The organism is Bradyrhizobium sp. USDA3516 (assembly GCF_057651995.1).
The window spans coordinates 281,730-295,663 of sequence record NZ_JBYGYN010000006.1; the positions used below are offsets into that span (position 1 = coordinate 281,730).

Genomic DNA, 13,934 nt, shown 5'->3' on the forward strand with positions numbered 1-13,934 from the left:
CAGTCGGCGCAGAACCAGAGAAACCGTCCGGCCGGAGCGAACAAGCATCCGCTCCGATGCTGGATCGACGATGCCGATCGAAGCGCGCGAGGCGCTTGAGACTTCCCGTATCAGTACTTCCGGTAAAGCCCGATCAGCTTGCCCTGTATCTTCACGCGGTTCGGCGGAAGAATGCGGACCTCGTAGGCGGCATTGGCGGGCTCGAGCGCGATCGAGGCGCCGCGGCGGCGGAAGCGCTTGAGCGTGGCCTCCTCGTCGTCGATCAATGCCACCACGATGTCGCCGGTATTGGCAGTCTCGTTGCGCTGGATCAGCGCCATGTCGCCGTCGAGGATGCCGGCCTCGACCATCGAATCGCCGCGCACTTCGAGCGCGTAGTGCTCGCCCGAGCCGAGCATGTCCGGCGGTACGCTGATGGTGTGGCTGCGGGTCTGCAGCGCCTCGATCGGCGTGCCGGCGGCGATGCGGCCCATCACGGGCACCGCGACCGGACGCTCGCCCTCGTCCGCGGGCGGGCTGGAGCTCGCGCGCACCTTGCCGAGATTGCCCTCGATGACGCTCGGGGTGAAGCCGCGGCGATTGCCGGCGGCGGCCTGGAGCTCGGGCAGCTTGATCACCTCGATGGCACGGGCACGGTTGGGCAGGCGGCGAATGAAGCCGCGCTCCTCGAGCGCAGTGATCAGGCGATGGATGCCTGATTTCGAGCGCAGGTCGAGCGCATCCTTCATCTCGTCGAAGGACGGCGGCACGCCGCTTTCCTTCAGACGCTCGCTGATGAACCGCAGAAGCTCGTATTGTTTGCGCGTCAACATCTCGACCAAAGTCCCCCGGTTGATGTCGTTCGATTCCGACACGATGAAGTCGGCACTAGGCCGCTACATCCTCGAAACAAATCATGAACGGACACTATATGTTCGATATGTGTTCCGCAACTGCTTAATTTACGGTGAACGCGGCCAAGCTCGCGGAATGCGTGTGGCTCGCAGCTCAGGCCGGGAGCCGCAGCACCTCGCAAGGCGTGCCGGCCTCGGCCTTGGGGGCGAACGGAGCCCGCACGAGAAGTACCTGTGCCGCAGCGAGATTCGCAAGCAGGGAGGAGTCCTGATGGCTGACGGGAAGGGCGACGCGCGTGCCGTCGTCGCGCACCTCCAGCCGCGCACGCAGATAGTCCTCGCGCTGGTCGTTGGCGGCGACATCGCGGCCCAGCACGGCGCGCTCGCGCTGATGATGAATCGCTGAACGGCCCGCGAGAGCGCGAATCAAGGGCACCATGAACAGGAAGGCGCAGACATATGACGACACGGGATTGCCGGGCAGGCCGATCACGCGCATCGGGCCGAGCCTCCCGTGCATCATCGGCTTGCCGGGCCGGATCGCGATCTTCCAGAACGCCATCGCGATGCCTTCGCCCTTGAGCGCCTGCTGGACCAGATCGTGGTCACCGACCGAGGCGCCGCCGGTCGTGATCAGGATGTCGGCGCCGCCCTCGCGCGCGCGGCGGATGCCGGCGGAGGTCGCCTCCAGCGTATCGGCGGCAATTCCGAGGTCGATGGTCTCGGCGCCCTCGCTGCGGGCGAGCGCGTGCAGGGCATAGCCGTTGGAATAGACGATCTGGCCGGGACCAGGCGCGGTGCCCGGCATCACGAGCTCGTCGCCGGTGGCGAGGATCGCGACCCTCGGGCGGCGGACGACGGCGAGATGTGGATGGTTCATTCCGGCGGCGAGGGCGAGATCGCGCTCGGTGAGACGGATTCCCTTGCGCAGCAGCACGTCGCCTTCACGGAAGTCGATGCCTGCAGCGCGGATGTGCCGGCCGAAAATGGCGGCTTCCTTGATCGTGACATGCTTGCCGTCGGCAGCCGTGTCCTCCTGGATCACGACGGCATCGGCGCCGTCGGGAACGACGCCGCCGGTGAAGATCCGCACGGCTTCGCCGGGGCCGACGCGTCCCGCGAACGGCCGACCCGCCGCCACCTCGCCGACGACGGTCAGCCTGGAATCGATCGTCGCGTCGGCCGCGCGCACGGCATAGCCGTCCATCGCCGACATCGCCTCCGGTGGCTGCGTCCGCCGCGCCGCGATGTCGCCGGCGAGCACACGATGATAGGCCTCGTCGAGCGAAACCTTCTCTTCAGCCAGCGGCTCTGCGCCGGCCAGCACCGCGGCGAGCGCGTCAGAAACCGGCATCAGGGCCACGGGCGAACTCCTGCTGAGCACATCAGTCAATGGGCGGCGAGAGTTCTAGCCGAGTGCAGCCGTGAGGCAAAGCAGCACGGGGGATGATCTATCCTGCGTGATCGCGGGGTGGAGGAGGTCAGCTCAACTCCGCCGCGGCATGATGAGAAAGGCGAGATAGACCGGAACTAGGATCGCCATGGCCAGGACGACAATGACGAGCGCCACGGCCAGCATCGGTCAACGCTCCGTCGGATCGCCGGGACTGAAATCCGCGACGTCGGGCGGCTTGGGACCCTGATCCTTGTCGGGCAGCGGATCGGCCTGGGATTTCAGGTCGGCGGCCTTGCTGATCAGCTTGGCGGAGAGGTCAGAATCGGAGGTGGTTCTGGCGAATTCGAGCAGGAGAGAAGCCTGCTTGGTGAGATAGGTCTTGCCCAGCACGTCGATCAGTCCAATGTAGAAGTCCCCAACGGACTCATGAGTCCGAAAGGTGGTATTCCGTTCCCGGAACTCTGTATAAAAATGCACAAAGGGAGCGGGTTCCACATTTTCGGCAAATTTTGTTCCGGGAGTGATCGCGCTCCGGGCTGTCCGCGGCTCAGATGCCCAGCGCCTTCAATGCGTTCCCGACATCGAGCGGCGAGGTGACATGCACGGCGGTCAAGCCGCGCGCCCGTGCTCCCTCGATGTTCTCGGCGAGGTCATCGAAGAATACGATGCGCTCGGCCGGCACGCCGATCGCCGCGACGACATGGTCGAAGGCCTCGGCATCCGGCTTGCGCAGGCCGATGCTGGAGGACAGATAGAGCTCGCGGAAATGGCCGAGCAGATCGGCATATTCCTTTGAGAAATAGTCGACGTGCGGCCGATTGGTGTTGGAGAAGGCGTAGAGCGGCATCTGCTTCGCCGCGCGCGGCAGCAGCTCGGCGATATCAGGCATCTCGCCGGCGAAGATCGCGTTCCAGCCTTCCAGGAATTGCGCATCCGAGATGCCGATCCCGAGCGAGGACCGCAGCGAGGCGAAATAGTCCGCATCGCTGATCTTGCCCATCTCGTGCAACCGGTAGGCCTCGTCACGCACATAGCGCGCGATGATGGCCTCGGGCTGGCAGCCGGCATGTCCCGCCCAGCAGGCGATCGCCTTGGAAAAGTCGATGTCGAGCACCACGCGCCCGAGGTCGAACAGCAGCGCATCCGCGCTGCCGGGAGAGAGCGATGTCATTGCGTCCTTTTCACGTCAGTGTGGCGCGTCAGTAACGATAGGGCTCGTGATCGAACAGCGGGAACGCGCTGAACACGCTGGGCGCGTTGGTGGCGGTCGCCGGATGTAGGCAGGATTTGTCGATCTCGGCGAATGAGGTGGCGCCCAGAAGGCCGAGGCAGCGCAGCACCTCGTCTTCGAGCAACTCCAGCATCCGCGCGACGCCGGCTTCGCCGGCTGCCGCCAGCGCCCAGCATTGCAGCCGGCCGATGCCGACGAGGTCGGCGCCCGCCGCGATCGCCTTGACGATGTCGGTGCCGCGGCAAAAGCCGCCGTCGACCATGATCTTGGCGCGGCCCTTCACGGCGTCGACGATCTCCGGCAGCACGTGCATGGCGCCGCGGCCGTGGTCGAGCTGGCGTCCGCCATGGTTGGAGACGTAGATCCACTCGACGCCGTGATCGAGCGCGATCTGCGCATCCTCGGCGGTGGCGATGCCCTTGAGGATCAGCGGAATTTTGAAGCTGTCCTTGATCATCTTCACGGTCCGCCACTCCAGGCCCTTCTGGAAATCGCCGCCAGTGGCGCGCAGGCGGCTCTCGCGAACGTAGCGCTTGGCGATGTCACGTTCACGACGGCTGTAATGGGCGGTGTCGACGGTCAGGCAGAAGGCGGCGTAAGCGTTCTTCTCGGCCCGGCTGACGACGTCGGCGACGAAGGTATCGTCGCCGCGGACATAGAGCTGATAGAGACGCAAGGCATCGGGGGCAGCCTCGGCGGTCGCCTCGAGGCCGGGCTCGGACACCGAGCTCAGCATGTGCGCCGCGCCGAACCTGCCTGCAGCGCGCGCGACGCTCGCCGCGCCATCCGGATCGAAGATCTCGAGTGCGCCGACGGGAGCCAGCACCACCGGCAGGCGCAGCTTGCGGCCGAACTGCTCGACGCTGCCATCGACCCTGCGCACGTCGCGCAGCACGCGTGGGCGGAAGGCGATCTCGTCGAGCGCCATGCGGTTGCGCCGCATCGTGGTCTCGGTCTCGGCGGCGCCGACGATGTAGTCCCAGGCATTCTGGTTGAGGTTGACGCGCGCCTTCCGGATGAACTCGTGCAGGTTCTGGAACGGCTCGTCGCTGGCGCCGAGCTCGACGTTCCGTTCCTGCCGGATGCGGGGCGCTTCATTCATTGTTGTCCTCCCGAGAATTTGAAGTCTTGTCGCCATCGCCTATCGCGTCCGGCCCTCCAAAACCATCCTAAAATCGCATAGCTGCGAGGCGTCGGGGCCCGACCAGTGTCGTGTTGCTTCGAAACAGTTTCGGAACGTTGCCAAAAGTTTAGGCCAAGGCGAAGGGATTTCTTCGATGTATCCGCCGGCGTGGCATCCCGGCCTTGAAGAAACCGGAATGGTATTGTGAGAGGTGGGCTGGATCGCCATTTGCATGGCGTCTGCCGGCCTCAAGAGAAACGCCAAGCAAAAGGGCACCTTCATGCGGAAAACCCTGCTGTTCCCCCTGGGCGCGCTCACGGGAGCGTGCCTGACCCTTTTGATCGCCAGCCCGCAGGGCGGCGTATGGGCGGCGCGGGCGGCAGTGAGCGCGGATGATGCCTATGCCCAGCTCAATCTGTTCGGCGCCGTATTCGAGCGGGTCAAGGCCAGCTATGTCGAGAAGCCGGACAATGCCAAGCTGATCGAGGGCGCGATCACCGGCATGGTGACTTCGCTCGACCCGCATTCGCGCTATATGAACGCCAAGTCCTGGACCGAGATGCAGGAGACCACCTCCGGCGAGTTCGGCGGGCTCGGCATCGAGGTCACGATGGAGGATGGCCTCGTCAAGGTCGTCTCGCCGATCGACGACACGCCGGCTTCGAAGGCCGGCATCATGTCCGGCGACCTCATCGGCAAGATCGACGGCGAGGCCGTGCAGGGCATGACGCTCGAGCAGGCAGTGAACAAGATGAAGGGCCCGGTCGACACCAAGACCAAGCTCACCATCATCCGCAAGGGCGCGGATGCGCCGCTCGACGTTACGATCACGCGCGAGATCATCCATGTGCGCCCGGTGCGCTTCCACGTCGAGAACGGCGACATCGGCTATATCCGCATCACCTCGTTCAACGAGCAGACCACCGACGGCCTGAAGAAGGCGATCGCCTCGGTCTCCAGGCAGGTCCCGCCGGAGAAGCTTGCCGGCTACGTGGTCGATCTGCGCAACAATCCGGGCGGCCTGCTCGACCAGGCCGTGTCGGTGTCGAGCGCCTTCCTGCAGCGCGGCGAGGTCGTTTCGACCCGCGGCCGCAGTCCGGAAGAAACCCAGCGCTTCACTGCCCATGGCGGCGACCTCACCAAGGGCAAGCCGATCGTGGTGCTGATCAACGGCGGTTCGGCCTCGGCCTCGGAGATCGTTGCCGGTGCGCTGCACGACCATAAGCGCGCGACGTTGATCGGCACGCGATCGTTCGGCAAGGGCTCGGTGCAGACCATCATTCCGCTCGGCTCGAGCAACGGCGCGCTGGCGCTGACCACGGCGCGCTACTACACGCCGTCGGGCCGCTCGATCCAGGCCCAGGGCATCGCGCCCGACATCGAGATCCTCCAGGACGTGCCGCCCGAGCTGAAGGGCCGGATGGACACAATGGCGGAATCCCAAATGCGCGGACATCTGTCGGCCGGCGAGGGCGGCGAGCAGACCGGATCGCAATCCTACGTCCCGCCGGAAGCGAAGGACGACAAGGCCCTGCATGCGGCGTTCGATTTTCTCCGCGGCGCGCCTGCGAACGAGGTCGCCGCCAAGTCTGCGACGAAGGCTGCAGTGCCGAATTAGACCTCACGACGCCGGATACTGGATCGCCCGGAAGCGGATGACCGCTTCCGGGCGGTTTCGTTTGCGGCGCCGTTTCGGGGATCCGACCTAACCGACCTCGCGGCGGCGGCTCTCGCTGCCTTCGCGCCGGGCGAGCCGGCTGCGGTGCAGCGCGAACAGCTCCAGCATCTTGTCGGCGGGCTTGGCGGCGCTGAACAGATAGCCCTGCATCTCGGAGCAGCCGAGCGTGCGGAGCAGGCGCTGCTGCTCCTCGGTCTCGACGCCCTCGGCCGTCGTGGTCATGCGGCGGGCCGCGGCCAGGTTGACGACGGCCTGAACGATGCTGGCGGAGCCGTCGGGGCGGGCGATGTCCTCGACGAAGCAGCGGTCGATCTTGATCTTGTCGAACGGGAAGCGGTGCAGATAGCTCAGCGACGAGTAGCCGGTGCCGAAATCGTCGAGCGCAATGCGCACGCCGATGGCGCGGAGCTGGTGCAGGATCGCGAGCGCGTCATCGTCGTCGCGGATCAGGACCGCCTCGGTGATCTCGAGCTCGAGCCGGCTCGCCGGCAGGTTCGACGCGGCGAGCGCCGCCATGATCTTCAGCGCCAGCGTGCCGCTCTTGAACTGCACCGGCGAGACGTTGACGGCGAGGCGGATGTCGTCGGGCCAGCTTGCCGCGTCCCGGCACGCCGTCGCCAGCACCCATTCGCCGATCTCGTTGATCAGGCCGGTGTCTTCGGCGATCGGGATGAAATCGGCCGGCGAGACCCAGCCGCGCTCGGGATGGCGCCAGCGCACCAGCGCCTCGCAGCCGGTGATGCGGTCGTCCTTCAGGCCGAGGCAGGGCTGGTAGTAGACCTCGAGGCCGCCTTCGCGATGTCCTTGCGCGATGGCGTGGCGCAGGTCGCCCTCGAGCTGGCGGCGTTCGCGGACCTTGGCGTCCATGTCAGGCTCGAAGAAGCGGTAGGTGCGGCGCCCGGCGGACTTGGCCGCGTACATCGCCATGTCCGCGTTCTTCAGGATCTGGTCGAGCGCCGTGCCGTGCTCCGGCGCGAGCGCGATACCGATGCTGGCGTCGCTGGTGAGATGATGGCCCATGCAGTCGACCGGCGTGCGGATGGTTTCGAAGACCCGCGCGACGAGCTCGTTGACCTGATCCAACGACGTCACCGCGCCCTGCACGATGGCGAATTCGTCGCCGCCGAGGCGCGCCACGAAGTCCGCCGGGCCCGCACAGCGGCGGAGGTTCGTCGCGATCGATTTCAACAGCTCGTCGCCGACGAGATGGCCGAGCGCGTCGTTGACGCCCTTGAACTCGTCGATGTCGACGTAATGCACCGCGATCTGCTCGCCGTCGCGGACCGCGGCCAGCTCCTGCCGCAGATGCTCGTGGAACATGGTGCGGTTGGGCAGATCCGTCAGCGCGTCGTAATGGGCGAGGTGGGTGATGCGCTCCTCGATGCGCCGGCGCTCCGTGATGTCCTCGTGGGTCGCCACCCAGCCGCCATCCGCGAGCGGCTCGTTGAGGATGTGGATCGAACGGCCGTCGGCGGTATCGACCACCATGGAGTTGCGCAGATGGATGTCCTTCAGAACGCGCGCGACGTAGGCATCGACGTCGCCGGTGAACGAGCCGGTTGTCTTGCGATGGGAGATGATGTCGCGAAAGCTGCAGCCGGGCTTCACGACCTCGGCCGACAAGCCGTAAATCTCGATGTAGCGCTGGTTGCAGATCACGAGCCGCTGCTCGGAATCGAACAGCAACAGGCCCTGCGTCATGTTATTGACGGCGCGGTCTAGCCGCTGCTTCTCCAGCGTCAGCCGTTCGCGCGAAAGGCGGTGCTGCTCCAGCAGCTTGCGCACGACGGCAATCAGCACGCCTGCGATCGCGAGCGCCGAAGAGGCTGCGATCGAGATCAGAATGCCGATCTGCTCGCGCCAGTCCGCCAGGGCCGCCGCGCGCGTCGTGGTGGCCATCACCAGGATCGGGAAGTGGGGCAGGGCGCGGGAGGAGATCAGCCGGTCCTGGCCGTCGACGGGGCTGTCGAACCGGCCGGCGAAATGATCGAGCCCGAACACCCGCTGATGCTCGAACGGACCGGTCTTGAAATTTCGTCCCATCAATTCGCCGGAATGCGGATAGCGGGCGAGCAGCGTGCCGTCGCGATGCAGCATCGAGATCGTCGCGCCTTCGCCGAGCACCACGGAGGCGAAGAATTTCTCGAAATTGGCGGGCTCGATGCCGCGGCCCACCACACCGAGGAACTCGCCGCCTGGCCCGACGACCCTTCGGGCCACCAGAATGGTCCATGCGCCCGAGATACGGCTGTGCAGCGGCTCGATCAGGACATCAGGCGCATGGGGATCGTACTTGAAGGTGCGGAAGTAGGCACGATCGGCGACATTCACCTTGGGGGCCGGCCATGCCGTCGACGAATTGATCAGATTGCCTTCGGCATCGATGATGTTGACGCCGCCCATATAGGGCAGCGCTTCGATCTTCGATCGCAGCAACCGGTGCACGTCCTCGCCCGAGAGGCGCTTGCGATAGTCCTCCCCGGTCGTAATTCCGGTGGTGCGGACGTGATCGACGAAATCCTTCTGGATGACCGCGAAGTCCTGCAATTGCTGGTCGAAATGATGAGCCAGCAGCAGCACGGTGTTTTCCAGCTCGCGGCCGGAATTGCGCAGCGCCCGCTCCCGGAAGTTCTGCGCCATCAGCACCGAGCCTATCGCGATGGCCGCGATCAGCAGCGTGCCGCCAACCACCAGCCAGCGGATCGGGCCGCTGCGCACGAAGGCCTGGTCAAAGAGACGACTGCCGAATTTCATCTTCATGCTGGATCGTTGCCGCGCACACGTCAGGATCAATTCCCGATCCTCAAAACATCCGTTGGTTTACGGGAACGGTGTGGAGGCGAAGTTAGGAAGCGCGGTTAATGCGGCATGAACGCTCGCGCACAAAAGCAATCGATGCGACAGTTGCAAAGCCTGCAGAATTTGCCGCAAGCGCCCGCGATGCCGGTTAATTCCTGCCGGCTATGCCGCAATCAACCGACGCTTAACCATCTAACATCTTGGCGTACCTCGAATGCCTAGTGGCACGTGATTTGCGAACCCATCTGCTCACAACGCAGAAAGGGACACGACCATGACGAACATCCTGAAGGACTTCATCGCGGACGAGCGTGGCGCAACCGCGATCGAATACGGCTTGATCGCGGCCGGTATTGCCCTGGCGATCATCACGGTGGTCAACGGAATGGGCAGCCGGCTGAACACCAAATTCGCGTCGATCAGCACGTCGCTGAAGTAGCGCGATGATCAGGCGCGGTAGTGGCCGGATTTGCCGCCGCGCTTCTCGATGAGATGGATGCCCTCGATGCGCACGCCGCGCTCGACTGCCTTGATCATGTCGTAGATCGTGAGGCAGGCGACCGACACGGCCGTGAGCGCCTCCATCTCGACGCCGGTCGGACCCGTCACCTTCACGCTGGCCCGGACCACGCAGCCCGGCAGCCTGGCATCAGGCTCGATATCGACGATGACCTTCGACAGCGCGAGCGGGTGACAGAGCGGGATCAGCTCCGAGGTGCGCTTGGCGGCCATGATGCCGGCGATGCGCGCGGTGCCGAGCACATCGCCTTTCTTGGCGTTGCCGGACACGATCAGATCGAGCGTCGTCTTGGTCATGACGACGCGTCCCTCGGCGACCGCAAGCCGCTCCGTCGCCGGCTTGTCCGATACGTCGACCATCCGCGCCTCGCCGGAGGCGCCGATATGGGTGAGGGCGGGCCGGGCTTTGGCCTGCTTCGCCCTGGCTGACCCCTTCGCTGGCTGGCGCGCCATGTCAGCGCGTGCCCGCCGCGCGCGCCGTCGCCTCGCGCGCAAGCAGCGCGCGCGTCGCCGCCGTGACGTCGGCCTGCCGCATCAGGCTCTCGCCGACCAGGAACGTCGACATGCCGACGCGCTCGAGCCGGGCGAGGTCCTCGGGCGTGAAGATGCCGCTCTCGCCGACCATCAGCCGATCCGAAGGGATCAGCGGAGCCAGCGATTCGCTCGTTGCCAGCGTGGTCTCGAAGGTGCGCAGATTACGGTTGTTGACCCCGATCATCGGCGAGCGAAGTCTCAGCGCCCGGTCGAGCTCGGCGCGGTCATGGATCTCGATCAAGACGTCCATGCCGTAGGCGAGGGCCGCGTCCTCGATGTCCCTGGCGGCGGCGTCGTCGAGCGCCGCCATGATGATCAGGATGCAGTCGGCGCCGTGCGCGCGGGCCTCGGCCACCTGATAGGTGTCGAACATGAAATCCTTGCGCAGCACGGGGAGTGAGGTTGCTTCGCGCGCGGCCACCATGAAGTCGAGATGGCCCTGGAACGAGGGCGTGTCGGTCAGCACTGAGAGGCAGGCGGCACCGCCGGCCTCATAGGCCTTCGCGAGTGCTGGCGGGTCGAAATCGGCGCGGATGAGGCCCTTGGACGGTGAGGCCTTCTTGATCTCGGCGATCAGCGCGTAGCCGCCCTTGGCGTGCTTGGCCTTGATCGCGCGCAGGAAACCGCGCGGTGCGGAGGCGGCCCTGGCTTGTGCCTCGACGGTGGAGAGCGGACGCGCTCGCTTCGCCGCCGCGATCTCGTCGCGCTTGTAGGTCTCGATCTTGGTCAGGATGTCGGACATGCGGGAGTTCAGCTGTTGGAGATCGTGACCAGATGCTTCAGCTTCGCGTTGGCTGCGCCGCTGTCGATCGAGCGGACGGCGATCGCGACGCCCTCCTTGAGGTCCTTGGCGCGGCCGGCCACGACCAGCGCGGCGGCGGCGTTGAGCAGCGCCACGTCACGATAGGGGCTCGGCTTGCCGTCGAGCACGCTCTGCAACGCGATCGCATTGGCGTCGGCGTCACCGCCTTTGAGCGCACCGGCCTCGCAACGCGGGAGCCCGGCTTCCTCCGGCGTCACCTCGAAATTCCGGATCTCGCCGTTGTTGAGCGCGGAGACGAAGGTCGGGCCGGTAAGCGTGATCTCGTCGAGACCGTCGGAGCCGTGCACCACCCAGACGGAGTCGGAGCCGAGATTCTTCAGCACCTGCGCCAGCGGCTGAACCCATTGTCTGGAGAACACGCCGACCATCTGCCGCTTCACGCCGGCGGGGTTGGACAGGGGGCCGAGCAGATTGAAGATCGTGCGCGTGGCGAGCTCGACCCGGGTCGGGCCGACGTTCTTCATGGCCGGATGGTGGGCGGGGGCGAACATGAAGCCGATGCCGCATTCGCGCACGCAGCGGCCGACCTGGTCCGGCTTGAGATCGATCTTCACCCCGAGCGAGGCCAGCACGTCGGCGGCGCCCGAGCGCGACGACAGCGCGCGGTTGCCGTGCTTGGCCACGGGCACGCCGGCGCCCGCGACGATGAAGGATGCGCAGGTCGAGACGTTGACCGAGCCGGAGCCGTCGCCGCCGGTGCCGACGATGTCGACCGCCTCGGGCGGCGCCTTGACGGTCAGCATCTTCGAGCGCATCGCCGCGACCGCGCCGGTGATCTCGTCCACGGTCTCGCCGCGCACCCGCAGCGCCATCAGGAGCCCGCCCATCTGCGAGGGCGTGGCCTCGCCGCTCATCATGGCATCGAAGGCGGAGGCGGCTTCGTCACGCGACAGGCTGGCGCCGGTCGCCACTTTTCCAATGATCGATTTCAGGTCGTCCATTGCGTGCTTTCAACTCACTGGTTCGCGCCGGTCACCTGCGCGAAGGCGGCCTGATTAATGGTGGTCCCGATGTCGGTTTCAAGCTTGTTGACGTAGGAAGCGACCTGCTCCTCGGTCTGGGCGCGGTCGAGGCTCTCCTTCAGCTTCTTGACCGCGTCGGAGGCAAGGTCGACCGCGGGATCGACGATGTCGGTGACGCGGAACACGATCACCTCGCTGCCGCCGCTCACGGCCGTCTGTCCGATGCCGTCCTTGGCGGTGCGGAAGGCCGCCGCCACGACGGTGCCGGGCACGCCGGCGGGCGAGTCGTCGCGCTTGAAGCCGGTCGCGGTCTCGACCTTGGCGCCGACAGCGGCGGCCTCGTCGGCAAGCTTGCCGCCCGCATCGAGCTTCTGCACCATCTCGGTCGCCTTGGCCTTCAGCTTGGCCGCGATCTGGTCCTGGCGCCAGCGCGCCTCGACCTGGTCGCGGACCTCGTCGAGATTGCGGTCGCGCGAGGGCGTGATGGCGAGCACGTCGTACCAGACATAGCCGCCCTTGAACGAGATCGCGTCGTTGTCGACGCCGACGTCGGTGTTGAAGGCTTGCGACACCACGTCGAGGCCCTGCGGGATGCTGGCGACCGGTTGGCCGTTCGGCGCGCGACCGGAGCGGTCGACGGCCTCGATGGTCACGGCGGTGAGGCCGAGCTTCTGCGCCGCGTCGATCACGCTGGAGCCGCCGCCGCGCTCGTCTTCCATCTTGTCGCGGAGGTCGGCCACCTTGACGCGCGCACGGTCGGTCGCGATCTCGCGCTTGATGTCGCCGGCGAGCTTGGCGTAATCGGCCTCGGCGCCCGGCTCGATCTTGTCGACCCTGACGATCGCGACGCCGAGGCCGCTCTGGATCGGCTGGCTGATCTCGCCGGCGGGCAGCGCGAACGCGGCATCGCCGAGGGCGGGCGTGAGCGAAGACTTTGTCACCAGCCCCAGGTCGACGTCGGAAGCGCTCAGCCCGCGTTCCTTGCCGATGTCCTCGAACGAGGTCCCGCCGACGAGGCGCTCGCGAGCGGCTTGCGCTTCGGTAACGTTCGGAAACACGATCTGCTGGATCTGCCGCTTTTCCGGCGTGCCCAGCCGATCCTTGCGCTGCTCGAACGCCTTCCGGGCATCCTCGTCCGAGACCTCGGACCATTTGCCGATCTCTTCCGGCGAGACCACGACGAAGGAGATCTTGCGATATTCGGGCGCGCGGAACTGGACCTTGTGATCCTCGAAATAGGCGGCTAGCGCCTCGGGCGAGGGTGGGTCGATCGGACCGGCCTGCGCGGCGTCGAGCCTGGCGAATTCAATCGAACGTTGTTCGTTCTGGTAGCGCGTCAGGACGTCGATCATGGCCTTCGGCGGCTCGAGGCCCGCCCCGACCGTGCCGGTGATCTGCCGGCGCAGCGATACCTTGCGCTGCTCGGCGACATAGCGCTGCTCGGTGTAGCCGAAATTGCGGATCAAGGCCTGGAAGCGGTTGGCGTCGAAGTTTCCGCCGACGCCCTTGAAGTTGGGGTCGTTCATGATCAGGTGGCGGATCTGCTCGTCGGACTGGCCGAGGCCGAGCCGACGCGCCTCTTCATCGAGCGCGGCCTCGGCAATGGTCTGCTGCAGCACCTGGCGGTCAAGGCCGAAGGCGCGCGCCTGATCGGGCGTCAGCGGACGGCCGAACTGGCGGCTGATCTGCTGCAGGCGGTCGGTGTAGATCTGGCGGAACTCGTTGAGCGAGATCTCCGTGCTGCCGATCTTGGCGACCGTGGACTGCCCGAAGCCCTTGAAGATGTCGGCGATGCCCCAAATGCCGAAGCTGATGATCAACACGCCCATCACCACGGCCATCACGATCTTGCCGAGCCAGTTCGATGAGGCCTTGCGTATTCCTCGGAGCATTTGGTCCAACTTGTTTGGTCAGGAGGGGAACGGAGCGCGTCTTAATGCAGATTCCGCAAAAGCGCGTCACCAAATTGATAGATCATCATAAAGTGGCGGCTTTCCCCCCGCAACCTCGCCCCCGGCGAAGCCTTGAAGCTGCGG

12 protein-coding genes are annotated in these 13,934 nt (G+C 65.9%); 2 read left to right on the forward strand and 10 right to left on the reverse strand.

From position 1 onward, the window contains the following. Window positions 1-110: 110 nt before the first annotated feature. From lexA to AC24YW_RS20775, 5 genes are all read right to left on the reverse strand, one after another. Window positions 111-812, reverse strand: coding sequence for a transcriptional repressor LexA (gene lexA, locus AC24YW_RS20755; protein ID WP_036009965.1), 702 nt, complete (start codon window positions 810-812; stop codon window positions 111-113). Window positions 813-987: 175 nt separating this feature from the next. Beyond that, window positions 988-2,196 (reverse strand): molybdopterin molybdotransferase MoeA, encoded by a 1,209-nt coding sequence (locus AC24YW_RS20760; RefSeq protein ID WP_487484453.1) that lies wholly within the window; start codon window positions 2,194-2,196, stop codon window positions 988-990. A 219-nt stretch (window positions 2,197-2,415) separates the two neighbouring features. Continuing rightward, complete coding sequence (locus tag AC24YW_RS20765; RefSeq protein ID WP_487484454.1) at window positions 2,416-2,619, reverse strand: hypothetical protein; 204 nt, start codon at window positions 2,617-2,619, stop codon at window positions 2,416-2,418. Window positions 2,620-2,776: 157 nt separating this feature from the next. Next, window positions 2,777-3,400, reverse strand: a complete 624-nt coding sequence (locus tag AC24YW_RS20770) for an HAD family hydrolase (protein WP_487484455.1) — start codon at window positions 3,398-3,400, stop codon at window positions 2,777-2,779. 28 nt (window positions 3,401-3,428) lie between these two features. Continuing rightward, entirely contained in the window at window positions 3,429-4,562 is a 1,134-nt protein-coding gene (locus AC24YW_RS20775; RefSeq protein ID WP_487484456.1) for an alpha-hydroxy acid oxidase, read from the reverse strand. A 301-nt stretch (window positions 4,563-4,863) separates the two neighbouring features. Between AC24YW_RS20775 and AC24YW_RS20780 the strand changes: the two genes are divergently transcribed. Further along, entirely contained in the window at window positions 4,864-6,201 is a 1,338-nt protein-coding gene (locus AC24YW_RS20780; RefSeq protein ID WP_487484631.1) for a S41 family peptidase, read from the forward strand. Window positions 6,202-6,288: 87 nt separating this feature from the next. On the opposite strand, the gene AC24YW_RS20785 is transcribed toward AC24YW_RS20780, so the two are convergent. Beyond that, window positions 6,289-9,021 carry a bifunctional diguanylate cyclase/phosphodiesterase gene (locus AC24YW_RS20785; RefSeq protein WP_487484457.1) on the reverse strand — a complete coding sequence of 911 codons (2,733 nt, stop codon included), beginning with the start codon at window positions 9,019-9,021 and terminating at the stop codon, window positions 6,289-6,291. Between the two features lie 313 nt (window positions 9,022-9,334). On the opposite strand from AC24YW_RS20785, the gene AC24YW_RS20790 reads away from it, so the two are divergent. Continuing rightward, window positions 9,335-9,499: a Flp family type IVb pilin gene (locus AC24YW_RS20790; protein WP_487484458.1), complete on the forward strand. Its 165-nt coding sequence runs from the start codon at window positions 9,335-9,337 to the stop codon at window positions 9,497-9,499. A gap of 8 nt (window positions 9,500-9,507) precedes the next feature. On the opposite strand, the gene moaC is transcribed toward AC24YW_RS20790, so the two are convergent. From moaC to AC24YW_RS20810, 4 genes are read right to left on the reverse strand one after another with little or no spacing between them, the layout of a single operon-like run. Then, window positions 9,508-10,032: a cyclic pyranopterin monophosphate synthase MoaC gene (gene moaC / locus AC24YW_RS20795; protein ID WP_487484459.1), complete on the reverse strand. Its 525-nt coding sequence runs from the start codon at window positions 10,030-10,032 to the stop codon at window positions 9,508-9,510. A 1-nt stretch (window position 10,033) separates the two neighbouring features. Next, complete coding sequence (gene trpC / locus AC24YW_RS20800) at window positions 10,034-10,855, reverse strand: indole-3-glycerol phosphate synthase TrpC (RefSeq protein WP_487484460.1); 822 nt, start codon at window positions 10,853-10,855, stop codon at window positions 10,034-10,036. A gap of 8 nt (window positions 10,856-10,863) precedes the next feature. Continuing rightward, on the reverse strand, window positions 10,864-11,877 hold the full coding sequence (trpD, locus tag AC24YW_RS20805) for an anthranilate phosphoribosyltransferase (RefSeq protein WP_487484461.1): 1,014 nt from the start codon (window positions 11,875-11,877) through the stop codon (window positions 10,864-10,866). A 14-nt stretch (window positions 11,878-11,891) separates the two neighbouring features. Continuing rightward, window positions 11,892-13,790 (reverse strand): SurA N-terminal domain-containing protein, encoded by a 1,899-nt coding sequence (locus AC24YW_RS20810; protein ID WP_487484462.1) that lies wholly within the window; start codon window positions 13,788-13,790, stop codon window positions 11,892-11,894. Window positions 13,791-13,934: the final 144 nt, after the last annotated feature.